This is a genomic window from Devosia chinhatensis, assembly GCF_000969445.1.
Taxonomy (GTDB): domain Bacteria; phylum Pseudomonadota; class Alphaproteobacteria; order Rhizobiales; family Devosiaceae; genus Devosia; species Devosia chinhatensis.
The window spans coordinates 1,084,178-1,107,938 of the sequence record NZ_JZEY01000061.1 but is presented as its reverse complement, the minus strand read 5'-3'; the positions used below and the strand labels follow the sequence as shown (position 1 = coordinate 1,107,938).

The window sequence follows — 23,761 nt, the reverse complement described above, 5'->3', positions numbered from 1 at the left end:
TTGCATACGTATGCAATATGGTGCATTACAGAACAGACGAGGAGCGGCGAACATGCCAACCTGGCTCAAGCGCGGTAAGGATGTCGAGGAGCGGGCGGAAGCCGACCGGCAGGTCCGGGCCACTGTCGAGACCATCCTGGGCGATATCGAAAAGCGCGGCGACCAGGCCGTGCGCGAACTCAGCCAGAAGTTCGACAAGTGGGAGCGCACCGATTTTCGCCTCAGCCAGCGCGAGATCGACGATTGCCTGGCGCAATTGACCGACCAGGACCTGCACGACATCGAATTCGCCCAGACCCAGGTGCGCAATTTCGCCCAGGCGCAGCGCAACACGATGACGGACCTTGCCATCGAGACGCTGCCGGGCGTGACGCTGGGGCACAAGCATGTGCCGATCAATGCCGTGGGCTGCTACGTGCCCGGCGGCAAATATCCCCTGCTCGCATCCGCCCATATGTCGGTGATCACCGCCAAGGTCGCCGGCTGCGCGCGGGTCATCACTTGCGCTCCGCCTTTCGGAGCCAAGCCGGCACCGGCTGTCGTCGCCGCACAGGCGATGGCCGGTGCCGATGAAATCTACGTGCTCGGCGGCATCCAGGCGATCGGCGCCATGGCGATCGGTACCGAGAGCATCGATCCGGTCGACATGCTGGTGGGCCCCGGCAATGCCTTCGTGGCCGAGGCCAAGCGGCAGTTGTTCGGCCGCGTGGGCATCGACCTTTTCGCCGGCCCTACCGAAACGCTTGTGATCGCCGACGAAACGGTGGACGGTGAAATGTGCGCCACCGACCTTTTGGGCCAGGCCGAACACGGCCCGACGAGCCCGGCGATCCTGCTCACCAATTCGGAAAAGCTGGCGCGCGACACCATGGCGGAGATCGAGCGCATTCTCGACATCCTGCCGACCGGCGAAATCGCCCGCAAGAGCTGGGAGGATTTCGGCGAAGTCATCGTTTGCGAGAGCTACGAGGACATGCTGGCCGTCGCCGATGGCATTGCGTCCGAGCATGTGCAGGTGATGACCGACCGGGACATGTGGTTCCGGGACAACATGACCAATTACGGCGCACTGTTCCTGGGACCGCGCACCAATGTTGCCTATGGCGACAAGGTCATCGGCACAAATCACACCCTCCCCACGATGAAGGCAGCGCGCTATACCGGTGGCCTGTGGGTGGGGAAATTCATGAAGACCTGTACGTGGCAGACCGTTACGAGCGATGAGGCTTCGGCGATGATCGGGGAATATGGATCGCGCCTCAGCATGCTCGAAGGCTTTGTCGGCCATGCCGAACAGGCCAATGTGCGCGTGCGCCGCTATGGCGGTCGCAACGTGCCCTATGGCACCGGTGCCAGCCCGCGTCCGCAGGCGGCCGAATAGAATGGCCCTGCCCCGCACCCCCAGCTTCCGTCTCGACGGCAAGCGTGCCCTTGTCACCGGGGGCACGCGGGGTATAGGGCTGGGCGCCGCCGTGGCCCTGGCTGAAGCGGGAGCCCATGTCACCATTGCCGCCCGTACGGCCAGCGACATCGAGACCGTCGTCTCCGAAATGGCCGCAGCGGGCCTTGAGGCCGAGGGCGTGGCGCTCGACATCACTGACAATCGTGCGGTCAAGACCTATGTCGCGGACGTCGAGCCGTTCGACATTCTCGTCAATTCGGCGGGGACGGCCCGCCATTCGGACTTCGCCGACATCACCCCAGCCGATTACCAGGCGGTGATGGACGTCAATCTGGGGGCGACGATCTTTGTGTCCCAGGCGATCGTCAGCCGGCTGATCGAAACGGGCAAATCCGGCTCGATCATCCACATCTCCTCGCAGATGGGACATGTGGGCGGGCCGCGCCGGGCGGTCTATGCCGCGAGCAAACATGCTGTGGAGGGCCTGACAAAGGCCATGGCAATCGAGCTGGGGCCCAATAATATCCGGGTGAACACGGTGTGTCCCACTTTCGTGGAAACCGAGTTGACGGCCAAGAACCTGAGCGACCCGGACTTTCGCAGCTGGGTGCTCTCGAAAATCAAGCTTGGCCGGCTGGGACGAGTGGAAGACATGATGGGGCCGATCGTGTTCCTGGCCTCCGAAGCCTCGGGGCTGGTGACGGGAACGTCCCTCTTGGTGGATGGCGGATGGACATCGGAGTAAGAAAACCGGGCGTCACGTCCAGCCAGGTCGCCGAGCATGCCGGCGTCTCGCAATCGGCCGTGTCCCGTGCCTTTACGCCCGGCGCTTCGATTTCTCCCAAGACGCGCCAGAAGGTCCTGGCGTCCGCCAAGACGCTGGGCTATCGGCCCAATGCCATTGCCCGCTCGCTCATCACCAATCGCTCGCGCATCATTGCGGTGGTGATGGCATATCTCGAAAACCTTTTCTATCCCGACGTGCTTGAAGAGCTGGGACGCGCCCTGGCCGCCGAGAATTATCACCTGCTGCTGTTCACCGGGTTCATGGATCGCGACAGCGACCCGGTTTTCGATCAGCTTATGCAATATCGCGTCGACGGCATCATCCTCGCCTCGACCTCGCTCTCCTCCGAATTGTCCGAGGAATGCGCCACCGCTGGCATTCCGGTGGTTCTCTTCAACCGGACGACCGAGCGCGACGCGGTTTCGAGCGTCACCACCCGCAACCGTGAAGGCGGCAAGCGCATCGCCGATTTCCTCGTGGCCGGTGGTCACACCAGCTTCGGCTATATTGCCGGTCTGGAAAACTCCTCGACCAATCGCGACCGTTTCCAGGGCTATGCCGAAGGTCTGGCCGGCCACGGCATAACCGAGATCATCGTTGAAACCGGCAATTATTCACGCAGCGAAGCGCAGGATGCGGCGCGACGCATGTTTTCACTGACGAAACGGCCGGAAGCGCTGTTCGTCGCCAATGACCACATGGCCGTGGCGGTGATGGATGTGGCGCGCTACGAATTCGGTCTGCGTATCCCCGAGGACATTTCCATTGTCGGCTATGACGATGTCGGCCCCTCGACCTGGTCTTCCTATGGCATCACCTCGATGAGCCAGCCGGTCAAGCGCATGGTGGAGGCCACGGTCGACATCCTGATGGACCAGATCGCCAGCGGCGAAATCGAGGCGGAACACCGCATCCTCAACGGCGACCTCGTCGTGCGCAGCTCGGCACGACTGCCCCAGAGCGGCATCGTCGCGCGAGACGGACAACAGATTTACCGGCCCAGGGAGGGATGATGCCTGTTTCCGCCCTCATCCGGCCCGCTTTACGCCCTCTTATGCATACGAATGCAATTCGACTGAAAGGATTGTCCCCATGACCAAGTGGACGCAGACTGAAATGGAAAAGCGCCTGGTGCGCTATGCCGATCTCAAGGGTTTGCGCAATGCGTTCATCGACGCGCGCACGCCCGGCTCGGATCGCAAGGAAAACTTCACCATCATCGGGCCGGGCGTTTCGGAAAATCCCGCCCAGGTGGTGCATATCCCCGAGGCCCACGGCTTCAATGTCGGCGCGGCCCGCCAGCCCTTCGGCTGCACCAATTCCCAGCACAGCCACCTGACCGCCGAGACCTTCGTGGTCCATACCGGCAAGTGGCGCTTCGTCTTCGGCGCCAACAAGGACGAAGGCTATCTCGATGTCGAACCCGGTGACGTGGCGACCGTCCCCACCCATATGTTCCGTGGCTTTGAAAAGCGCGACGAGGGCACCGGCTTTCTCTACGTGGTGCTCGGCCATGATGATCCGGGCAAGGTGGTCTGGGCACCATCGGTTTTCAAGATGGCCGAGGATTTCGGGCTGAAGCTGCTCAAGGGCGGCAAGCTGATCGACACGACGCTGGGCGAAAAGGTGCCTGAGGGTGCCGAACTCGAACAGCCCCCCAGCGCCGAAAAGCTCAAGGAACTGGCCACCCCGCCGATCGAGGAACTGGCCAAATACGCGCTCAAGCCTGAGCAGATGAAGGCGAACCCGAATTCGCCGCTTGCCGGTGAAGGTGTCGAAGAGGCTGCGCTGATCGGTGACGTGGACGCCCAGGACGGCTTCAAGGCCGGCCCGATCATCGGCCACTGGGACCATGGCTTTGCACTCCGCCGCCTGAAGCTGGAAACCGGTGCGACGATCCCGGCCCATAGCCGAAGCGAGCAGGAAGTGATCTTCGTGCAGTCCGGCACGCTGGAAGTGAATTGGGCCGATGGCTCGATCATCATGGGTGCCGGCGATACGCTGACCGTTCCGGTCGGGCTGGCGCATGGCTTCCGCAACCCGGCTTCGGCCGATGCCATCGCCTTTGTGGTGCGTGGCGCCTCGGCCCCAGCCGCGCCGCACTTCGCTACCGCACAAGCCGCAGAGTAAAGCCATGGCACACAAGATCCTCACCACCCATGTCGGCTCGCTGCCGCGCTCCAAGCAGGTGACGGACCTTGTGTTCGCCCGCGAAGCCGGCGTCCCGATCGAGGAAGCCGGCTTCAATACCATCATCACGGCAGCGGTGAATGACATCGTCGCCCGGCAAAAGGCGGCGGGCATCGACCTGCCTTCCGACGGGGAGATGAGCAAGATCTCCTATGCCACCTATATCAAGGATCGGCTGACCGGTTTTGATGGGGACAGCTCGCGCAAGCCGCCGGCCGATCTCGAACTGTTTCCCAATTTCCTCAAGCGCCAGGCCAGCAGCGGCGGCACGCCGACCTATCGCCGGCCCAAGTGCGTCGGCGAGATCACGGTCAAAAGCCTCGAGCCGCTGCGTGAGGACGTCCGCGCTTTCCAGGCAGCCCTCGATGCCCATGGCTATGCCAGGGGCTTCATGAATTCGGCGACGCCGGGCGTCATTGCCCTGTTCCAGCCCAACGAATTCTACAGCACCCAGGACGAGTATCTCGAAGCCGTCGCCGAAGGCATGCGGGCCGAATATGAAGGCATTGTCGATGCGGGCTTCATCCTCCAGCTCGACGCGCCCGATCTCGGGCTCGGCCGGCACATGATGTACAAGGACCTCGACGACGACGGTTTCCTCAAGGCGGCGGGGCAGCATATCGAGGTGATGAACCATGCGCTGCGCAATGTGGATGGATCCAAGGTGCGCATGCATGTGTGCTGGGGCAACTACGAAGGCCCCCATATCTGCGACATTGCGCTCAAGAAAATCCTGCCTGGCCTGCTCAAGGCCAAGCCGCGCGCGCTTCTGTTCGAGGGCGCCAATCCACGCCACGCGCATGAGTGGATCGACTGGAAAAATGTCGACCTGCCGGATGATTACGTGCTGATCCCGGGCGTCATCGACTCGACCTCCAATTTTGTCGAGCATCCTGAACTGATCGCGCAGCGCCTGCAGAATTTCGTCGATATCGTTGGCGCCGAGCGGGTCATTGCCGGCACCGATTGCGGCTTCTCGACCTTTGCCGGCTTCGGCGCTGTGGACCCCGATATCGTCTGGGCCAAGCTCCGGGCGCTGAGCGAAGGCGCGGAGATTGCAAGCCGACACTGATCGAGCGGCTTCGTCACCACCTCTCCCTTTGGGGGAGAGGTCGGCGTGCAGCGCCGGGTGAGGGAGCCTTTTCTGAACGAGGGGCAGGCCCCCTCACCTGACCCGAAGGCGGGTCGACCTCTCCCCAAAAGGGAGAGGTGAAGAGGAGAACCCAAGTGCCAACCATTTCACCCGAAACCCTCGCTGCCCTGCGGGGCGCCGATACCCCGACCGTCTGCAATGCGCTGGAACACGTGATGGGCGGCCGCACGGCGGAAGGCTTCACCAAGACCCCTGTCGTCTGTGCCGATCCCGCCCTGCCCCCGATCGTAGGCTTTGCACGCACGGCCAAGATCCGCGCCTCGTCGCCGGCGCAGAAGCCGGCGGCTGAAGTGCGCACCCTGCGCATGGCCTATTACGAATATGTCGCCGAGGGCGAGGGCCCCAATGTGGCCGTGATCGAGGACACCGATTTTCCTCATGCAATCGGCGGGTTCTGGGGCGAAATGCAGGTGGCCCAGCACAAGGGGCTGGGCATCGCCGGTACCCTCACCAATGGGGTATTGCGGGATCTCGGCATGCTCGACGAGGGCTACCAGGTGATCGCCGGATCGGTGGGGCCAAGCCACGCCTTCGTGCATGTGACCGAACTCGATTGCCCGGTGACGGTCTTTGGCATGAGCGTGCGACCGGGCGACCTGATCCACGCGGACCGGCATGGCGCCGTGGTCATTCCCGCCGAGCATATCGAGCGCATGGCCTGGGCCATCGACGTGGTGATGCGCAAGGAAGTGCCAATCCTGACGGCTGCACGCGCACCGGGCTTTACGGTCGAGAAGCTGAAGCAAGCCTGGCTTGAAGCGGACAAGATCAGCTGAACTGGTCTTCTTCCCAAAAGAAGAAAAAGGCCCGCTTGCGCGGGCCTTTCGTTTTAGTGGGCCTTGGATTGCATCCGATCGAGCCGCAGTTGGGCGGCACGGCGGTGGCCTTCAAGGCCCTCGCTGGCCGACTGGCGCGCAGCGGGCGGGGCAACCTGTTCGACGCCGCGTTCGTCGAGCCATTGATGGGTCGCGATCTTGACATAGGCACCGACCCAGAGGCCGCCGGTATAGGCGCCTGCGCCCATGGTGGGGAGCGTGTGGTTGGTGCCTGAGCACTTGTCGGAATAGACGACGCTGGCCAGTTCGCCGATGAACAGCGAGCCGTAATTGCGCAGCTTTTTCGCGAAACCCTTGGCGTCGGTGGTGTGGACCTGCAGATGCTCGGCAGCGATGAGGTCGGAATAGCCGATCATGGCCTCTTCGCTGTCGCAGACGGTGATCTCGCCGTAATTGATCCAGGCCTCGCGGGCCGTGTTGGCGGTCGAGAGCGTTTCGAGCTGCTTTTCGACTTCGGCAAGCGTGGCTTCGGCCAGGGCGCGATCGGTGGTGATGAGACCGACGCGGGTGCGGATGTCGTGCTCGGCCTGGGCGAGCAGGTCGGTGGCGATCATCTCGGCATCGCCGGAGCTGTCGGCAACAACGAAAATCTCAGACGGGCCAGCGAGTTGGTCGATGCCGACAGGGCCAAAGACCTGGCGCTTGGCCTCGTTGACGAAGGCGTTGCCGGGGCCGACGATCTTGTTGACAGCCGGGACGCTCTCGGTGCCATAGGCCATGGCGGCGATGGCCTGGGCGCCGCCGATGCGGAAGATGCGGTCAGCGCCGGACAGGGCACAACCGGCGATCATGGCCTTGTGGGCGTTGGGCGGGAGGCAGGCGATGACCTCGTCGACACCGGCAACCTTGGCCGGGACGATGGTCATTATCGGAGCAGATAGAAGGGGATAGCGGCCACCGGGCACGTAGCAGCCGACGCGCTGGATGGGGATGACGCGATGACCCATGTGCACGCCCGGCAGGGTCTCGACCTCGAGCGGCAGGATGGTGGCGAGTTGCGCCTCGGCGAATTTGCGCACGTTGGCGATGGCGAATTCGGTATCCTTGCGGGTCTGCGGATCGAGTTCGGCCAGCGCGGATTCGCGTTCTGCATCAGTGACTTCGAACACTTCGAGGTCGGATTTGTCGAAGCGGGAGGAATAGTCGCGCACGGCCGCATCGCCGTTTTTGCGGACATTGGCGATGATCTCGCTGACCAATGTTTCCACCGGTGCATTATCGCTCACCGAGGACCGCTCGGGGGCCTTCACATAGGACACGCCGGGAAAGGGCGCTGTTGCGTTTTCAGTCATCGAACTTGGCTCCGCGAGTGGCATCTGGCGGCAATTGGCTAGCAGACTGTTAGCGTTGAGCGCCGCCCAGGGTGGATGATTTGATCTTGCATACGTATTCAAAATTTGCCAGAGTTTTTTGCAGGAATGGGTTCTGGCCGTGGTCACTGTCGGCACCCGAGGAGACTCGCATGCACTATCCGCAGACCGACCTGTTCATCGCCGGAACGTGGCGAAGGTCGGCGTCGGGCCAGACCACAGAGGTCCGCAATCCGGCAAGTGGTGAAGTGATCGGGCAGGTCGCCAAGGCGACCGCTGCAGATCTCGACGAGGCTATTGCAGCGGCTTGCGAGGGTTTTGCGCAATGGCGCCTCGTACCCGGCTTCGAACGCGCCACCATCCTGCGCCGCGCGGCCCAGCTGCTGCGCGAGCGGGTCGAGGCCATGGCCCCGCTGATCACCATGGAGCAGGGCAAGCCGCTCAAGGAAGCGCGGGCCGAAATTTTCTTTGCGGCAGAGGTGACCGAATGGTTCGCCGACGAGGCCCGCCGCACCTATGGCCGGCTGATCCCTGCGCGCGAACCCGAGATTTCGGCGCAGGCGGTCATGGAGCCGCTCGGGGTCATTGCCGGGCTGACGCCCTGGAACTACCCGGTGGGGCAGGCGGTCCGAAAGATCGCAGTCGCCCTTGCGGCGGGATGCTCGATCATCGTCAAGGTTGCCGAGGAAACGCCGGCGGCAGCCGCCGAGATGGTGCGGGCCTTCAATGATGCCGGCCTGCCAAAAGGGGCGCTGCAACTGGTCTTTGGCGACCCGGGGATGATCTCGAACCATCTCATCGGCCATCCCGATGTGCGCGGCATCAGTTTTACCGGGTCCACCGCCGTCGGCAAGATGCTGACCGGGCTTGCCGGACAGCATCTCAAGCGCTGCGTGATGGAGCTGGGCGGGCATGCCCCGGCCATCGTCTATGGCGATGCCGATCTGGATGGCGCTGCCGCCGCCCTTGCCGGAGACAAGTTTCACAATGCCGGGCAGGCCTGCATTGCGCCGACGCGGATCCTCGTGGAAGACCACGCCCATGCTCGCTTCCTCGACGGTTTCGTCGCCGCAGCAGAAGCCGTGCGTCTGGGCGATGGGTTCGATGCGGCCTCGACCATGGGCCCCCTGGCCAATGGCCGCCGGATCACGGCACTGACGGCGCTCGTCGAGGACGCCGTGGCGCAAGGCGCCCGGCTCGTCACCGGCGGACCGGGCGGGGAAAATCGCGGCTATTTCTTCAAGCCGACCGTGCTGGCAGATGTTCCGATGACGGCGCGGATCATGAATGAAGAGCCTTTCGGACCCGTGGCGATCATCAACCGCTTCACCGGAACCGATGCTGCCCTGGCCGAGGCCAACAGGCTGCCCTATGCGCTGGCGGCCTATGGCTATTCCAGCGATGCGGGGCATATCGAGGCCATGCGCCGCTTCATCCGCTCGGGCATGGTCTCGATCAATCACAATGGCCTGGGCTATCCCGAAGTGCCGTTCGGCGGCATCCTGGATTCCGGCTTCGGCGACGAGGGCGGCATCGAGGCGCTGCGCGAAATGATGTATACCCGCTTCGTCTCGGTGCGGAGTGTTGCCGCATGAGGGCCGCCGTTCTGCGCTCCTTCGAGCGCGACATGGATATCGAAGACGTGCCGGTGGCCGATCCGCGTGACCGCGAAGTGCTGGTGCGGATCATGGCGACCGGCGTTTGCGCCAGCGACCTGTCGACCATTCGCGGCAAGACCAGCGCCGCGCTGCCGCTGATCCCCGGGCATGAAGCGGCCGGAATTGTCGAGCGGGTCGGCTCGGGCGTATCCAAGGTGCAGCCGGGCGACCGGGTGGTGCTCAGCTGGGCGCCCAATTGCGGACATTGCTTTTACTGCCAGGACAGCCATCCCACGCTGTGCGATGTCTATGGCGGCGCAGCGAGCAGCGGCGGGCTCTGGGACGGGACCAGCCGGCTCGGGCCCATCGGGGCGCCGATCCGGCATTATTCCTGCGTCTCCTCCTTTGCCGAACTGGCCGTGGTGCCCGAAACGGGCTGTATCAAAATCGACCCCGACGTGCCCTTTGCCGTCGCGGCGCTAGTGGGCTGCGCGGTGACGACGGGCTTTGGCGCGGTGATCAATGACGCGGCTGTGCGCGCAGGTGACGCCATTGGCATAATGGGTGTGGGCGGGGTGGGCATCAATGCCATCCAGGCAGCAAGGCTGGCCGGCGCCGAGACCATCATTGCGCTCGATACCAATATCGGGAAGGCCGAGCTGGCGCGCGCCAACGGGGCCACCCATTTCATCAACGCGGCCGACAGGGATGGGCTGGAGCAGGTGCGGGCGCTGACCAGTGGACGCGGTGTGGACCACATGGTGGAATGCACCGGGCACCCGGCCGCAATGTCGGCAGCCTATGCCATGACGCGCCCGGCCGGAAATGTGGTGATCGTGGGCATTGCGCCAAAGGGCACCGATCTGGCCGTTCCGGCTATCGGTTTTCCCGGATCGAAAAAGCGCATCATCGGGTCCATCTATGGCGGGGGCGTGCCGGAGCGCGACATCACCAAGATCCTGGCGCTCTACCGGGCGGGGCGCCTGGCGCTGGACAGCCAGATTGGCAAGAGGATCGGCCTTGCGCAGGTCAACGACGCGCTGAAATGGCTGGAACAGGGCGTTCAGGCCCGCACCATCATCGAGTTCGCCTGATGAACGCAGCGGCCAAACCCAGTATCGAGACAAAGGGGCAGAGCCTGCCCTTGCTGATGCTCGCCGGAACGGCATGCGATGCCCGCCTCTTTGCGCCGCTGGTTGAGCTGCTCGGCCAGGAGCGCGTCACCATCGTCGAGATGAACGGCGCCGAGACAACGGCGGCAATGGCCCAGGCCGTGCTGAAGGGTGCGCCGGAGCAGTTTGCGCTGCTGGGCTTTTCGCTGGGCGGCATCGTGGCGCTGGAAATGGCCGCGCAGGCCCCCGGGCGGTTGGCAGGACTGGCGCTGGTCAACACGACGCCGCGCCCGGACCCGGAGGCCAATGCCAGCACCCGGCGCGCGGCGGTGGGCAAAGCGCGCAACGAGGGCATGGATGGCTATGTGCTCGACGCCTGGACCGAACTGGTGTCGCCGGCCAATGCGGAAGACGAAAGCCTCAAGGCACTGATCCTCGACATGGCCCGCAAGGCAGGGGTCGATGCCCTTGCCAGCCAGTCCGAGATCGCCATCAACCGGGTCGACAGCCGGCCGCGGCTTTCCGATATTGCCGTTCCTACACTGGTGCTGGCCGGGGAAGACGAGCGCGTCTGCCCGATCGCGGCGCATCGCGAAATCGCCGACGCCGTTCCCGGCGCCCAGTTCTTTACCATTCCCAAGGCCGGGCATTTCGCCCCGCTTGAAAATCCGGCCGGGCTGGCGCGTCATATACGCGACTGGCTGGGCCGGCTCGCACCGAACCCAAAGTGGCCGTCCACGACGCAAGGAGAGATTATGAGCGACCCGACGAGCAATCCCAAGACCAAGGGCGCCTCAGCCGTCGCGCTTGACGAATCCGTGCTGCAGGTGGAGCGCCGCGACTATCCCGACCTCGCCCCCACGAACCGCCCGCGCAGCCAGTCGCTCGACGGCTTCGACGACATCTATACCGACATCGTCGACTACATCATCCGCTGCACCCACAAGATCTGGGACGAGCGCGATATCGGGCTGATCTATACCCATTACACGCATAATTGCGTGCTCTACGGCACCACCGGCACGATCTATAACCGCGAAGACGTGGTGCGTGATACGATCCAGCGCCTCGTCTCCTTCCCCGAGCGCCGCGGCATGGGCACGCAGGTGATCTGGAACGGCAACGACAAGGACGGCTTTTATACCAGCCACCTCGTCACCGGCTCGGGCCGCCACACCCAGTATGGCCATCTCGGCCAGCCGACGGGCAAGCCCTTCGTCAGCCGCACCATTGCCGACTGCATGGTGCACCGGAACAAGATCTACCGCGAATGGGTCGTTGCCGATCAGATGGCGATCATCCAGCAGTTGGGGCTCGACCCGAACCATTTTGCCATGCGCACGGCCAAGCAGAAATTCGCCGCTGGCCTGACCTCGCTCGATATCGGCGAGAACCGCCGCTTCCTCGGCCAGACGCCGCCGCAGGACCAGGCCGACCTGTCGCTGGCCCACAATGACGTGGAAGCCCAGACCATCGAGATGCTGCACGAGGTGTTCACCAAGCGCATGTTCGGCCGCATCGCCCAGGATTATGCGCCCAATGCGCAATATCACGGGCCGCTGATGAAGGAGCTTTATGGCGTTGCCGCCATCATCCACCAGCATCTGGGCCTCATCGGCTCGCTGCCGGACGCCTCCTACGAAATCCAGCATGTGGCCTCCAATCCCTGCGAGGAAGGCGGCACCAAGGTCGCCGTGCGCTGGATCATGGAAGGCCATCACCTGGGCTATGGCATTCTGGGCTCGCTGGGCGACCCGACCGGCAAGCGCGTGCAAGTGATGGGCATGAGCCATTATCACTGGAAGGACGGCAAGGTCGTCGACGAATGGAATGTCTATGACGAACTGAGCCTTCTGGTGCAGGTCAAGCTGGGCCAGCTGGCCGAAGGCGAATAAGCCGATCTTTTCGGGGGCCGCGATCGTGCCGCAGAGGGCGCGATTGCGTCCCCCGATGTCTTTCGAGGCTCGGCCCTGCTGCCGGCCGGCCACCTCGGAGGGGCTGTGCCAAACCGGCCCGATGGCGGGCGGGGGCCAGATCCCAAACCGCAGCACAGCCACCCAAATGCCGAAAATCTTCCACGGCGACCCTGTCGGCGTGCGCTTCGGCATGGCCGCGCGCTGATGACCGAGCGGTGGAGAGGCCATCGCAACCCAGCCAATTTTAGGTCTTTGTTAACCATGAAGTCGGTTCATGGCAGCACGATATCGGCCCTGATTTGGAGCGGACAAATGGCGTATGGCGGCACCCATGTGATCGTGGTGGGAAATGAAAAGGGCGGCTCGGGCAAGTCGACGACCGCGCTGCACCTGGCCGTCTATCTGCTGCACCAGGGCTATGGGGTGGCGACCATCGACGTGGACAGCCGCCAGCAGACCCTGACCCGCTATATCCGCAATCGCCGGGCCAGTGTCGAAACCAGCGGGCGGGACATTCCCCTGCCCCGCCATGTGCACCTGCCCACGGCCTGGGGCGATTCCATCCGCGAAAACCAGAAGGTGGAACTCGACATCTTCACCCGGGCCATGGACGAGCTGGCCGGTGCGGTGGACTTCGTCATCATCGACACGCCCGGTTTCGACGGCAATCTGGCGCGCCTCGCCCATGGCGCTGCCGACAGCATCGTCACCCCGATCAATGACAGCATGATCGACCTGGACGTGCTGGCGCGGATCGACCCCAAGACCGGCCAGCCGCTGGAAGCCAGCCCCTATTCGCGCAATGTGCAGAAGGCGCGCGCCGAGCGACAGGCGCGCGACGGCGGGCTGACCGACTGGGTGCTGGTGCGCAACCGCATTTCCAATCTGGGCTCGCACAATGCCAGCCGCGTGCAGGACATCGTCGAGCGGCTGGCGCAAGGCCTCAATTGCCGCGTGGCGGACGGGATCGCCGAGCGCGTGATCTTCCGTTCGCTGTTCCTGGCGGGCATGACGGTGTTTGATCCACTCGATGCGGACCTCCTGGGCGGTGCGCCGTCGATGTCGCATGTCAATGCGCGCCAGGAATATCGCGCCCTGGTTTCGGCGCTGCGCCTGCCAGAGAATACCAGGATGTCGCTTTCGGCGTGACTGGCCGGCAGGCGACCTAATCCGCCAATATCCTGCCCAGACGCTCGGTGAAGCGCTGGCCGATCAGCGCATGGATCTCTGCATCAGGATGGAGCCCGTCCGGCAGAGGCAGGATCGCATTATCCGCCTCGCCATAAAGATCGCGCCCGTCGAGATAGGCGATGTGGGGATCGTGCCGGGCGCGGCGCGCCACAATGGCGGCGAGCCGTTCGCGGATGCTGACCAGAGTGAGCTTGCCAGCGGCCATCTCGGCCGGATCGCCCGACGCGACAAAACCCAGACGGCCTTGACGCAGGGCCTCGGGATCAAAGCGGCCCGGGCCTGGCGTGGTTTCGTGGATGGGGCAGAAAATCGGCGAGATGACAAGGAGGGGAATGTCGGGATGCCCCTCGCGCAGAGTGTCGAGAAAGCCTTCCACGGCCGGACCGAAAGCGCGCATTCGCATCAGGTCGAGATTGAAGAGGTTGATGCCGATCTTGATGCTGAGGAGGTCGGCCGGGCGGTCGCGCATGGCGCGGGCGGTGAAGGGATCGAGCAGGGCGCTGCCGCCAAAGCCGAGATTGGTGAGATCGAGGCCGAGATTTCGGGCCGCGATGACGGGCCAGATACCGGTTGGCGAGGTCGCGTTGGAGCCTTGGCTGATGGAGCTGCCATGATGGACCCAGCGCTTTTCCCTGCCCGAAACGATGGGAAGCAGCGGGGCATCCGAGCGCAAGGCGACGAGCTCGGTGGTCTCGTCATGGGGCAGCCAGAGCGTGACGCGCTTGGCGCGTGATGGCAGATTGTCAAAGCGCAGGATCTGCGGCGACCCGGGAATGGGCGTGACGCTGCCCTGGGCCATGTCGATCTCGAGGACCATGCCGCCCAAGGCGCGGCGCTGCTGGACGAGGACATCGTCGATGCAGAGATCATAGACGCCGTCGGGGCGCGGCGGCATGCCCAGATAGCGCCTTTTGGTCGGCAGGGTTTCGAGCGCGATGGTGCGCGCCTCGGTGGTGAAATCGAGGCGCACGCCGGAGGGCTGGGACTGGGCCATGGCCAATTGCGGGTCGCTGTTCTGCGCCAGCGCGGTGGCAGGCAAGCGATGGGGCAACAGGCCCGTGGGGCGATGCTCGAGCCAGAAGGCCCCGCGCAGGATGGCGTCGTCGATCGGCGTGGTGAAAGCAAGGTCGGTCATAGGATCACGAAGGTCGATTCAAAGGGAAGGAGGGGAGCCCCAGGTCGAAAGCGTCGCGTGCAGCGCATCGAGCCCGCGCAGGAAGGAAGTCTCGGCGTCCGGGGCGCTGTGATCGAAACTGCCCGCCAGCGAGAGCAGGGAAAAGCCGAGCACGAAGGACCCCACGAGGCGGACCGCATGGACTTCGTCCGCCTGGACGAGGCCATAGCTGCGCAACATGGCAAGGCTCAGCCGGGAGAGCCGCATGCCGTCGCTGCGCCGGGCATCTTCCGGGACGAGGGGGTAGCGCGCCGCAGTGAAAAGCCCGGGATGATCGCCGGCGAACCGCAGATGCGCCTGGGCAAAGGCGACGAGCGCATCGCGGCCGGAGCGGCCGGCAATACCGGTTTCGACACGGTCGGCCAGCTGAGTGAGGGCGCGGAAGGCGAGGCCGGTGCGCAGGTCATGCGCATTAGCGATATGGGAATAAAGGGTTGGCAGGCGCACATCGAAATGGCGCGCCAGATCGGCAAGCGTTAGGGCGTCAAAGCCCTTCTCATCGGCCAATGTGCCGGCAGCCTCGATCAGTCGATCCCGCGATAGTCCCGCCCTTGGCATGGCCCAAATCCTAATGAAGTTAGCCAATAAGCTAATATCATTAGTTTTGGTTTGGCAAGAGGGGCGGTACGGAGCCTTAAGGCGGCGCCGGCATATCGCTCTGACCTTCGACCAGTTCGAGCGGCATGACCTTGCGCACGATGCCGAGGGGATAGTGATGGGCATAGGCCGGCATGGTGGCGAGCAGCGCTTCGGCCAAAGCAGTGCCCAGATCGCGCAGCGACAGACGGAAGCAGGTGAGCCTGGGCACGAGAAAATGGGCTTGCGGGCTGTCGCGGCCGATCAGCGCGAAGTTTTTTCCGGGCACGAGGCCGACCTGATAGAGCCCGTTATAAAGGCCGACCGACATCACTTCATTGGTGAGCACGAAGCCGGTAGGACGCTTGTCGGCCGGCATGGCCGCGATGGCATGGGCGACCTGATGACCGCCGCGTTCATTGGGAAAGACGCGGAAGACCAGGTCCGGATCGAAGGCGATGCCATGTCGCTCGAGCACCTGCCGATAGGCGTCAACGAAGACGAAGCCGAGATTGATGTCGTCGAGCGGCGCGAAGACGCCGATGCGCCGGTGGCCCTTGGCGACGAGCCGCGACACCCCCACGTTCGCCATGCCCTCGAAATCGAGGTCGAGCCAGGGATGGCCGGCATCGGTCTGCGAGCGTCCCAGCGCGACGAAGGGAATGTTGCGGCCGGCGAGGAAGTCGATGCGGTGATCCTCGCGCTTGGTGGCAGAGATCATCAGCGCATCGGCAAAGCCCCGCGCCACGACGCGCTGCAAATAGGCATCGGGGTCTTCTTCGGACGAGCAGAGCAAGGCGACGAGATCGAGCTGATGGCGGGCGAACACGGCCTGCACGCCATCGAAGACGCTCATGAAGAACACATCGCCCTCGCCGGTGATTTCCGAACCCGTCTGCATCATGAAGCCGACAACGCCGGTGGCGCCCTTGCGCAGGGCGCGTCCCGCCTGATTGGGCACATAACCGATGGCGGCAGCGGCTTCGAGCACGCGTTTGCGGGTGTCCTCGCTGACGTCCGGCTTGCCGTTCAGCGCCCGCGAAACGGTGCCGATCGACACATTGAGATGCTGCGCCAAACGCTTGATGCCGGTCATGATCGGGGGACATTCTCCACAGGGGCCCGCCGGGCCAGAAACGTTTACGAAACCCTATTGACTCCCAATCAGCCCCGAAGATAGCGTCGTAAACGTTTACGGGACTGCGTTTCGTGATGCCGCACAAGACGGCACCGGCTCGGGAAAGTCCAGAGGGAGGACATCGTGACGTTTCGAGCGGTGCTGGCCGGATGCGGCGGCATGTCCAGCGGCTGGCTGACGGCCCTGACCACCAATCCCCTGCTCAAGGGCCGGGTCGAGATCGTCGGACTGGTGGACCTTGCGCCAGGCCTTGCCGCGCAGCGGGCGGCCGAATTCGGGCTCGTGTCCGCGCAGACGGGTACCGATCTCAATGCCATGCTGGACGGCACGAGGCCGGACCTGGTGTTCGACGTGGTGATCCCGGCCGCGCGGGCGGGCGTGGTCGAGACAGGGCTGGCCCATGGCTGCCACGTGCTCAGCGAAAAACCGATGGCGACCAGTATCGCCGAAGGCCGCGCCCTGATCGAGGCGGCCCGGAAAGCGGGCAAGGTGCACGCCGTGGTGCAGAACCGCCGCTTCATCGCCGGGGTGCGCCGCATTCGCGCCCTGATCGAGAGCGGCGCGCTGGGCGAATTGACCGCTCTGCATTGCGACTTCTTCATCGGCGCCCATTTCGGCGGCTTCCGCGAAGAAATGGAACACGTGCTGCTGGTCGACATGGCCATCCACACCCTCGACGCCGCGCGCTTCATGGCCGGCAAGACGCCGCTTTCGGTCTATTGCGAGGAAACCAACCCGAAAGGCTCCTGGTATCGGCATGGCGCGGCCGCCAATGCGATCTTCAGCTTTGCGGACGACGTCGTCTTTACCTATCGCGGCTCGTGGGTGGCGGAAGGGGCCAATACCAGCTGGGAAGGCGCCTGGCGCATCATCGGCACCAAGGGCACGCTGACCTGGGACGGGGGCGAGGTGTTGGAGGCCAAGGTGGTGGCGGGCGCGGAGGGCTTCTTGCGCGACGTGGAGCCCATTGCCATTCCCGAGGCGCGCGAGCGGGCGCGCATAGAGGGCCATGCCAGCGTCATCGCCGACTTTCTCGACGCCATCGAAGCGGGCCGCCCGCCGGAAACGGCCAGCGCCGACAATATCAACAGCCTTGCCATGGTGTTCGCCGCGATCGAAAGCGCCCGCACCGGCCGGCGCGTCCCTATCCAAACCTGAAGGACCTGACCCCCGTGAACGATCCAGCCAAGGCCATCCGCATCGGCACCATGATCAGCGCTTCGGCCGGCAAGGCCGCCGAGAGGATCGGCGCACTCGCCGATATGGGCTTTGAAAGTTTCGAGCCGTTCTTCTGGCAGACCACCAATGGCCAGGACCTGGCCGAACTGGGCAAGCGCAGCCTCGACGCCATCGAGGACCGCGACATCACCATCTCGACCCTGGGCATGTTCGGCAATCCGCTCGAGGACCAGGACATGGACCGCCAGACCCTGCAGGGCTGGAAGGACTGCATCGACAATGCTCACCATTTCGGCGCGACCTGCGTGGCCGGCTTTACCGGGCGGGTGCGCAACAAGCCGCTGACCGAGAGCCTGCCGCAATACAAGAAGGTCTGGACCGAACTGGCCCAGCGCGCTGCCGACAAGGGCGTCCGCATCGCCTTCGAGAATTGCGCCATGGACGGCAATTGGGCGACCGGTGACTGGAACATCGCGCACAATCCCGATGCCTGGGAGCTGATGTTCAACGAGACGCCGCAGGACAATATCGGGCTCGAATGGGAGCCTTGCCACCAGATGGTCTATCTTATCGACCCCCTGCCGCAGATCCGCAAATGGGCGCCCAAGATCTTCCACGTGCATGGCAAGGACGCCACCATTCGCTGGGACGTGATCCGCGAGCACGGTATTTTCGGCAAGGAAAAGTTCGTGTTCATGCGCACACCGGGCTTCGGCGACAGCAATTGGACCGACATCATCTCCGAATTGCGGCTGGCTGGCTGGAGCGGCTCGATCGACATCGAGGGTTGGCACGACCCGGTCTATCGCGACCGGCTGGAAATGACCGGCCAGATGCACGCGCTCAACCACCTGAAGGCGGCGCGGGGCGGCGTCTTCGTGGATATAGATGGATAAGTATGACTATTGACCAGCATTGAGAAACCGTTTTATCAAAGGTGAGAAAAGGGTTTTCCTGTGAGGTATGCCGAGGTGAGCAAGGCTGAACGCATTCGCATCTATGACGTTGCCCGCGTGGCCGGCGTCAGCGTCGCGACGGCCTCCAAGGCGCTGAACGATACCGGGCGCATGACCGAAGCGACGCGGATGCGGGTCAAGCAGACGGCCGCAGCGCTCGGCTTCCGCCCCAATGCCATGGCCCGCGCCCTTACCCGGCAGCGCAGCTTCACCGTGGGACTGCTCACCAACGACACCTATGGTCGCTTCACCCTGCCGGTGATGGCCGGGATCAACGAGGCGCTCGTGGACCAGGGCGTCTCGGTTTTCCTCTGCGGCATCGAGGATGACGCCACCCTGGCGCGGACCCATGTCGATGCCATGCTCGACAAGCAGGTGGATGGCATCATCGCCACCGGCAAGCGCATCGACCGTCGCCTGCCGGTGGATCTTTCCAACCTGCCGGTGCCGGTCGTCTATGCTTTTACCCAAGGCCCCGAGGACGCCGTGACGCTGGTGTCGGACGATGACCAGGGGGCGCGGGCAGCGATCAGCCACCTCCTGGCGCTGGGCCGCAGGCGCCTCGTCCACGTCACGGGACCGGAAAGCTTCGCGTCGGCGCAAAACAGAGCCAAGGCCTTCCGCGACCTGGCGGGCGAAGGCGCCCCGATCCTTCATGGCGACTGGTCGGAGGCCTGGGGCCATGCGGCCGTCGCCCGGCTCTGGGCCGAAGCCGGCGTGTTCGATGCCGTGTTCTGCGGGAATGACCAGATTGCCCGCGGCGTGGTCGATGCCTTGCGCGAGCGGGGGCTCGTCGTGCCGCGCGACGTGGCGGTGATCGGCTTTGACAATTGGGAGATCGTCTCGGCGGCGACGCGGCCGCCGCTGACCACGATCGACATGAATCTCAAGGAACTGGGCCGCGAGGCCGGACGCCTGATCCTCGAGCTTGCCGAGGGCAAGACGGTGGAGCCGGGCGTGCGGACGCTGCCCTGCAGGCTCGTGATGCGACAATCCTGCGGCGGCGCCACAGGCGCCGTCCGCGCGGAGGGGGAGGCGCTTCAGGAGGTCTAGGCAAGTGCTGCCACAGGCGTTGCAGCGCCCGTGGCAGCGAGGAAGAGCCGCAAGGGCAGGGAAGCCCGGGCGGCACATGGAGCGGCCGAGGCCGCAAGGGAGGATATAATGCAGTTTACCAAGCTCGGTCTATTGGCCGGACTCGCCTTTGGCGCATTGGTCGCGGCCACGCCGGCCCAGGCCCAGGTGACCCTCAAGGTCTGGTCGATCGATGGCGTCGACCGCCCGGGGATCGCCGATACCTATTCCAAGGAATTCGACGACGCCAATGAGGATATCGTCGTCGAATATCGCGCCATTCCGTTCGACGAGATCGTCAACGAGACGCTGCGCGCCTTTGCCACCGGCAACGCGCCCGACATTGTCTCCTTCGACAATCCCGATTTCGCGCTGTTCTCCTCGCGCGGCGCCATGCTCGACATCACCGACCGGGTGGCCAATTCGGAGATCATCAGCCAGGCCGATTATTTCGAAGGCCCGCTCAACTCGGTGACCTGGGACGGCAAGCTCTATGGCCTGCCCAAATATACCGACACGATCGGCATCTTCTACAACAAGGATCTGTTCGCCAAGGCGGGCCTCTCCGAGCCGCCCAAGACCTGGACGGAAGTGGCCGATTATGCCGAAAAGCTGACCGACCCGGCCAGCAATGTCTATGGCATCACCTTTTCGGCCCGCGCCGGCGAAGAAGGCACGTTCCAGTTCCTGCCCATCATCCAGATGTCCGGCGGCGGCGCCGACAAGGTCAATACCGAGGGCGCGGCCCAGGTTCTCGATATCTGGAAGAGCCTGATCGACAATGGCTATGCCAGCCGCGACGTGCTGAGCCTGGGCCAGTGGGACTCCACCGGCGTGTTCAATTCGGGCAATGCCGCCATGGCCATTTCGGGTCCCTGGGAAATCGACCGCATGGTCGAGGATGCCCAGTTCGACTGGGGCGTGGCGCTCCTGCCCACCATCACCGAGGCCGATCAGAAATCCTCGGCGCTGGGCGGCTTCAACTGGGGCATCATGGCCAATACCCAGCACCCCGACGAAGCCTTCCGGCTGCTCGAGTATTTCGTGGACCAGGAAGACCGCATCTTCCCCGAATTCGGCAATCTGCCGGCGCGTGGAGATATCGAACTGCCGGTGACCGGCGAGGCCAAGAAGGACGCGGCGCTGGTCGTCTTCCAAGAACAGCTGCAATATGCCCAGCCGCGCGGCCCGCATCCGGAATGGCAGAAGATTTCCAAGGCCATCTATGATGCCGAACAGCAGGCGCTGACCGGGCAGATGTCGTCCATGGACGCGCTGAACCAGGCCCAGGCCACCATCGACACGATTTTCGGAAACTAGTCCTCCCGACTGGGTCGGCCGGGCTCGTCCCGGCCGGCATTTCCGCTTTCGGCGCATGGAGGATCCGATGCCGCGCTTTTCCGCCTGGCTCCGCGACGGAGTGGGATTTGACATCCTGCTGGTCGGGGCAGCCCTGCTCTTTCTCGTCGCGCTGGCCGGCGCACCGCTGGTCTATAACGTGCTGATGAGCTTCCAGCAGGTGGACATGTTCACCCTGGGCTCGCTCATCCGCCCCTTCGTGGGCTTCGACAATTACGTCGCCGTGGTGCGGCAGCCCGAATTCTGGCTGGTGACGCGCAATACGCTGATCTTCGTCTTCGGCTCGATGAGCGGTCAATTCGTGCTCGGCTTTGCCCTGGCGCTGTTTTTTGCCCAGAATTTTCCCGGCGCCTCGACCATTCGCGGGCTGTTCCTGGTTTCCTGGGTCATGCCGGGGCTGGTGGTCGGGGGCATCTGGAGCCTGATCCTGGCCGGGGATTACGGCGTGCTCAACGTCATCCTGCGCAGCCTGGGCATCATCCAGTCCAATATCTTCTGGAAATCGGACCCGAGCTTTTCCATCTGGGCCGTGATCATCGCCAATATCTGGCTGGGCCTTGCCTTCAACATGCTGCTGCTTTCGGTGGGGCTGGCCGCCATTCCCAAGGACCTCTACGAAGCGGCCGAACTGGACGGCGCCAATGCCTTCCAGCGGTTTTGGACCATCACCCTGCCGATGATGCGGCCGACGATCGGCGCGGTGCTGTCGCTGGGGCTGATCGGCACGTTGCAGCAATTCGACCTCTTCCCGGCGCTGACCGAGGGCGGGCCGGCCAATACGTCCAATGTCGCCGGGTTCTGGTCCTGGCAACTGAGCTTCCAGCTCTACGACTTCGCCAAGGGCGCCACCGTCTCGGTGATGATGTTCCTGCTCGTGCTGTTCGCATCGGTGATCTATGTGCGCTCGACGCGCCACGAGGTGCGCGGATGACCCGGACCTATACACCCTGGTTCCTGCTTGCAATCGCTCTGGGCCTGGCCGCGATCTACCTCTTCCCGCTCTACTGGATGTATATCACCAGCATCAAATCGGGCTCGGAGATCTTTGCCAATCCGCCCACCTTCTGGCCCACCAATCCCAATCCAGCGGTGTTCGCCGATGTGTGGGCGCGGCGCGCCATGCCCACCTATCTGTGGAACTCGGTGGTCATTGCCGGGGGCGTGACGGCACTGACCGTGGTGCTGGGAACGGGCTGCGCCTATGTGCTGGCACGGTATCGCAATGGCTGGATCGATGCGGGGCTGTTCTGCATCCTGATGCTGCAGGTGCTGCCGGCCTCGGTGATGATCACCCCGATCTTCGTGGGCTTCAACCAGGTGGGGCTGCTGAACTATCCCCGCACGGCGGTGATCCTGGCCGCAGCGGCTAAGGCCATGCCCTTCTTCGTGGTGCTGGTACGCGCCACCTTCATGAGCGTGCCGCGCGAACTGGAGGAAGCAGCGCTGGTTGACGGCAATTCGCGCATCGGGGCCTTCTTTTCCATCGTGTTGCCGCTGGCCCGCAACGGCATCCTGGTCTGCGCCATCCTCACCTTCATGAGCGCATTCGGGGAATACATCTATTCCAAGTCGATCATCCAGAGCCCGGCCCTGCAGCCGGCCAGCGTGGGACTGTCCGGGTTCCTGGGCCCCAATTCGACCGACTGGAACGCCATTATGGCCTATTCGGCGATCTATGTGACGCCGATCCTTGCAGCCTTCGTCATCCTGCAGCGCCGCATCGTGGCCGGCCTCACCTCGGGAGCCCTCAAATGAATGCCCAGATCCAATTGACCGCCATAGACAAGCATTACGGGGGCTTTCACGCGCTGAAATCGGTGTCGCTGACCATCGAGAAGGGCAGTTTCGTTGCGCTGGTCGGCCCGTCGGGTTGCGGCAAGTCCACCTTGCTGCGCTCGATTGCCGGGCTCGAGACGATCAGCTCGGGCGAGATGGAAATTGCCGGCAAATCCATGAATGGCGTGCCGCCCCGGCACCGCGACATCGCCATGGTGTTCCAGTCTTATGCGCTCTACCCGCATATGAGCGTGGAAGAAAACCTCACCTATTCGCTGCGCCTGCGCGGGATCAGCAAGGCGGAATGTCGCCAGAAGGCGGCCGAAGTGGCCCAGACCACCGGGCTCACGCCCCTGCTCAAGCGCTATCCGCGCCAGCTTTCGGGCGGACAAAGGCAGCGCGTTGCCATGGGCCGGGCCATCATCCGCAATCCCAAGGCGTTCCTGTTCGACGAACCATTGTCCAATCTCGATGCGGCCCTGCGCGTACAGATGCGCAAGGAAATCCGTGCGCTGCATGACCGGCTGGGGGCGACCTCGGTCTATGTCACCCATGACCAGATCGAGGCCATGACCATGGCCGACTGGGTGGTGGTGATGCGCGACGGCATCATCGAGCAGCAGGGCAAGCCGCTCGATCTCTACGACCATCCGGTCAATCGCTTCGTTGCCGGCTTCATCGGCTCACCGGCGATGAACTTCCTCGAGGGGCAGATCGGGGCGGACGGCAAAAGTGTCGCGCTGGCGCAGGGCGGCACCCTGCCCCTGCGAAGAGCCCTCGCGCCAGGCCTGCCGGTCGTGGCCGGCATAAGGCCCGAGCACCTCGAAGTCGGCGCGGACGGGGCCAGCTTCCGGCTCGAGGTGGGGAGCGTCGAATCCACAGGCTCGGCAACTTACCTCACTTCGCCTGACGGCACGTTCCAGCTGGTGCAGTCGGACCGCAGTGCGCTCGTCGCCGGCGACAGCATTCCCCTGTCCATCGATCCGGCCCGTGTCCACCTTTTCGATCCCAAGACCGGCATCGCTCTTTAAAGGCTT

At 64.0% G+C, this 23,761-nt stretch carries 21 protein-coding genes; 17 read left to right on the top strand and 4 right to left on the bottom strand.

Annotated features, from left to right (window positions below; genetic code table 11):
* Positions 1–52: 52 nt before the first annotated feature.
* The 6 genes from hisD (VE26_RS15800) to VE26_RS15775 all read left to right on the top strand — a co-directional run bounded on the left by hisD (VE26_RS15800) (position 53) and on the right by VE26_RS15775 (position 6,308).
* Positions 53–1,381 (top strand): histidinol dehydrogenase, encoded by a 1,329-nt coding sequence (gene hisD, locus VE26_RS15800; protein ID WP_046106071.1) that lies wholly within the window; start codon positions 53–55, stop codon positions 1,379–1,381.
* 1 nt (position 1,382) lies between these two features.
* A complete protein-coding gene (locus tag VE26_RS15795) occupies positions 1,383–2,147 on the top strand; it encodes an SDR family NAD(P)-dependent oxidoreductase (protein ID WP_046106070.1) in 765 nt (254 codons plus the stop codon).
* Entirely contained in the window at positions 2,132–3,202 is a 1,071-nt protein-coding gene (locus VE26_RS15790; protein WP_046106069.1) for a LacI family DNA-binding transcriptional regulator, read from the top strand. Before VE26_RS15795 ends, VE26_RS15790 begins: the two co-directional genes overlap by 16 nt.
* Positions 3,203–3,281: 79 nt before the next feature.
* Entirely contained in the window at positions 3,282–4,319 is a 1,038-nt protein-coding gene (locus tag VE26_RS15785; RefSeq protein ID WP_046106068.1) for a cupin domain-containing protein, read from the top strand.
* 4 nt (positions 4,320–4,323) lie between these two features.
* Positions 4,324–5,451, top strand: a complete 1,128-nt coding sequence (locus VE26_RS15780) for a cobalamin-independent methionine synthase II family protein (protein WP_046106067.1) — start codon at positions 4,324–4,326, stop codon at positions 5,449–5,451.
* A 155-nt stretch (positions 5,452–5,606) separates the two neighbouring features.
* Entirely contained in the window at positions 5,607–6,308 is a 702-nt protein-coding gene (locus tag VE26_RS15775; protein WP_342018457.1) for an RraA family protein, read from the top strand.
* 53 nt (positions 6,309–6,361) lie between these two features.
* On the opposite strand, the gene hisD (VE26_RS15770) is transcribed toward VE26_RS15775, so the two are convergent.
* Positions 6,362–7,660 (bottom strand): histidinol dehydrogenase, encoded by a 1,299-nt coding sequence (gene hisD, locus VE26_RS15770; RefSeq protein ID WP_046106066.1) that lies wholly within the window; start codon positions 7,658–7,660, stop codon positions 6,362–6,364.
* Positions 7,661–7,830: 170 nt separating this feature from the next.
* Between hisD (VE26_RS15770) and VE26_RS15765 the strand changes: the two genes are divergently transcribed.
* The 4 genes from VE26_RS15765 (at position 7,831) to VE26_RS15745 (ending at position 13,453) form a co-directional block, all read left to right on the top strand.
* Positions 7,831–9,273 (top strand): NAD-dependent succinate-semialdehyde dehydrogenase, encoded by a 1,443-nt coding sequence (locus VE26_RS15765; RefSeq protein WP_046106065.1) that lies wholly within the window; start codon positions 7,831–7,833, stop codon positions 9,271–9,273.
* Positions 9,270–10,370: a Zn-dependent alcohol dehydrogenase gene (locus VE26_RS15760; protein ID WP_046106064.1), complete on the top strand. Its 1,101-nt coding sequence runs from the start codon at positions 9,270–9,272 to the stop codon at positions 10,368–10,370. Before VE26_RS15765 ends, VE26_RS15760 begins: the two co-directional genes overlap by 4 nt.
* Positions 10,370–12,283 carry an alpha/beta fold hydrolase gene (locus tag VE26_RS18545; protein WP_244465716.1) on the top strand — a complete coding sequence of 638 codons (1,914 nt, stop codon included), beginning with the start codon at positions 10,370–10,372 and terminating at the stop codon, positions 12,281–12,283. Before VE26_RS15760 ends, VE26_RS18545 begins: the two co-directional genes overlap by 1 nt.
* A 333-nt stretch (positions 12,284–12,616) precedes the next feature.
* Positions 12,617–13,453: a division plane positioning ATPase MipZ gene (locus tag VE26_RS15745; protein WP_052716005.1), complete on the top strand. Its 837-nt coding sequence runs from the start codon at positions 12,617–12,619 to the stop codon at positions 13,451–13,453.
* 16 nt (positions 13,454–13,469) lie between these two features.
* On the opposite strand, the gene VE26_RS15740 is transcribed toward VE26_RS15745, so the two are convergent.
* The 3 genes from VE26_RS15740 to VE26_RS15730 all read right to left on the bottom strand — a co-directional run bounded on the left by VE26_RS15740 (position 13,470) and on the right by VE26_RS15730 (position 16,341).
* On the bottom strand, positions 13,470–14,630 hold the full coding sequence (locus VE26_RS15740; RefSeq protein WP_046106062.1) for a GDSL-type esterase/lipase family protein: 1,161 nt from the start codon (positions 14,628–14,630) through the stop codon (positions 13,470–13,472).
* Positions 14,631–14,648: 18 nt separating this feature from the next.
* On the bottom strand, positions 14,649–15,227 hold the full coding sequence (locus tag VE26_RS15735) for a TetR/AcrR family transcriptional regulator (protein ID WP_046106061.1): 579 nt from the start codon (positions 15,225–15,227) through the stop codon (positions 14,649–14,651).
* A 76-nt stretch (positions 15,228–15,303) separates the two neighbouring features.
* The gene (locus VE26_RS15730) at positions 15,304–16,341 is read right to left on the bottom strand and encodes a LacI family DNA-binding transcriptional regulator (protein ID WP_046106060.1); all 1,038 of its coding nucleotides are present in this window, start codon (positions 16,339–16,341) and stop codon (positions 15,304–15,306) included.
* 165 nt (positions 16,342–16,506) lie between these two features.
* Between VE26_RS15730 and VE26_RS15725 the strand changes: the two genes are divergently transcribed.
* From VE26_RS15725 to VE26_RS15695, 7 genes are all read left to right on the top strand, one after another.
* Positions 16,507–17,541 (top strand): Gfo/Idh/MocA family protein, encoded by a 1,035-nt coding sequence (locus VE26_RS15725; RefSeq protein WP_152658876.1) that lies wholly within the window; start codon positions 16,507–16,509, stop codon positions 17,539–17,541.
* A gap of 14 nt (positions 17,542–17,555) precedes the next feature.
* On the top strand, positions 17,556–18,458 hold the full coding sequence (locus VE26_RS15720; protein WP_046106059.1) for a sugar phosphate isomerase/epimerase family protein: 903 nt from the start codon (positions 17,556–17,558) through the stop codon (positions 18,456–18,458).
* 75 nt (positions 18,459–18,533) lie between these two features.
* Positions 18,534–19,571 (top strand): LacI family DNA-binding transcriptional regulator, encoded by a 1,038-nt coding sequence (locus VE26_RS15715; RefSeq protein ID WP_342018456.1) that lies wholly within the window; start codon positions 18,534–18,536, stop codon positions 19,569–19,571.
* A gap of 108 nt (positions 19,572–19,679) precedes the next feature.
* The gene (locus VE26_RS15710) at positions 19,680–20,909 is read left to right on the top strand and encodes an ABC transporter substrate-binding protein (RefSeq protein WP_046106057.1); all 1,230 of its coding nucleotides are present in this window, start codon (positions 19,680–19,682) and stop codon (positions 20,907–20,909) included.
* A 67-nt stretch (positions 20,910–20,976) separates the two neighbouring features.
* On the top strand, positions 20,977–21,879 hold the full coding sequence (locus tag VE26_RS15705; RefSeq protein WP_046106453.1) for a carbohydrate ABC transporter permease: 903 nt from the start codon (positions 20,977–20,979) through the stop codon (positions 21,877–21,879).
* A complete protein-coding gene (locus tag VE26_RS15700) occupies positions 21,876–22,703 on the top strand; it encodes a carbohydrate ABC transporter permease (protein WP_046106056.1) in 828 nt (275 codons plus the stop codon). Before VE26_RS15705 ends, VE26_RS15700 begins: the two co-directional genes overlap by 4 nt.
* Positions 22,700–23,755, top strand: coding sequence for an ABC transporter ATP-binding protein (locus tag VE26_RS15695; protein ID WP_046106055.1), 1,056 nt, complete (start codon positions 22,700–22,702; stop codon positions 23,753–23,755). Before VE26_RS15700 ends, VE26_RS15695 begins: the two co-directional genes overlap by 4 nt.
* Positions 23,756–23,761 lie beyond the last annotated feature (6 nt).

Bases quoted from the DNA above. Each gene is read 5' to 3' on its own strand.
- hisD (WP_046106071.1), top strand. From the start codon at position 53: ATGCCAACCTGGCTCAAGCGCGGTAAGGATGTCGAGGAGCGGGCGGAA.
- VE26_RS15795 (WP_046106070.1), top strand. From the start codon at position 1,383: ATGGCCCTGCCCCGCACCCCCAGCTTCCGTCTCGACGGCAAGCGTGCC.
- VE26_RS15790 (WP_046106069.1), top strand. From the start codon at position 2,132: ATGGACATCGGAGTAAGAAAACCGGGCGTCACGTCCAGCCAGGTCGCC.
- VE26_RS15785 (WP_046106068.1), top strand. From the start codon at position 3,282: ATGACCAAGTGGACGCAGACTGAAATGGAAAAGCGCCTGGTGCGCTAT.
- VE26_RS15780 (WP_046106067.1), top strand. From the start codon at position 4,324: ATGGCACACAAGATCCTCACCACCCATGTCGGCTCGCTGCCGCGCTCC.
- hisD (WP_046106066.1), bottom strand. From the start codon at position 7,660: ATGACTGAAAACGCAACAGCGCCCTTTCCCGGCGTGTCCTATGTGAAG.
- VE26_RS15765 (WP_046106065.1), top strand. From the start codon at position 7,831: ATGCACTATCCGCAGACCGACCTGTTCATCGCCGGAACGTGGCGAAGG.
- VE26_RS15760 (WP_046106064.1), top strand. From the start codon at position 9,270: ATGAGGGCCGCCGTTCTGCGCTCCTTCGAGCGCGACATGGATATCGAA.
- VE26_RS18545 (WP_244465716.1), top strand. From the start codon at position 10,370: ATGAACGCAGCGGCCAAACCCAGTATCGAGACAAAGGGGCAGAGCCTG.
- VE26_RS15745 (WP_052716005.1), top strand. From the start codon at position 12,617: ATGGCGTATGGCGGCACCCATGTGATCGTGGTGGGAAATGAAAAGGGC.
- VE26_RS15740 (WP_046106062.1), bottom strand. From the start codon at position 14,630: ATGACCGACCTTGCTTTCACCACGCCGATCGACGACGCCATCCTGCGC.
- VE26_RS15735 (WP_046106061.1), bottom strand. From the start codon at position 15,227: ATGCCAAGGGCGGGACTATCGCGGGATCGACTGATCGAGGCTGCCGGC.
- VE26_RS15730 (WP_046106060.1), bottom strand. From the start codon at position 16,341: ATGACCGGCATCAAGCGTTTGGCGCAGCATCTCAATGTGTCGATCGGC.
- VE26_RS15710 (WP_046106057.1), top strand. From the start codon at position 19,680: ATGCAGTTTACCAAGCTCGGTCTATTGGCCGGACTCGCCTTTGGCGCA.
- VE26_RS15705 (WP_046106453.1), top strand. From the start codon at position 20,977: ATGCCGCGCTTTTCCGCCTGGCTCCGCGACGGAGTGGGATTTGACATC.
- VE26_RS15700 (WP_046106056.1), top strand. From the start codon at position 21,876: ATGACCCGGACCTATACACCCTGGTTCCTGCTTGCAATCGCTCTGGGC.
- VE26_RS15695 (WP_046106055.1), top strand. From the start codon at position 22,700: ATGAATGCCCAGATCCAATTGACCGCCATAGACAAGCATTACGGGGGC.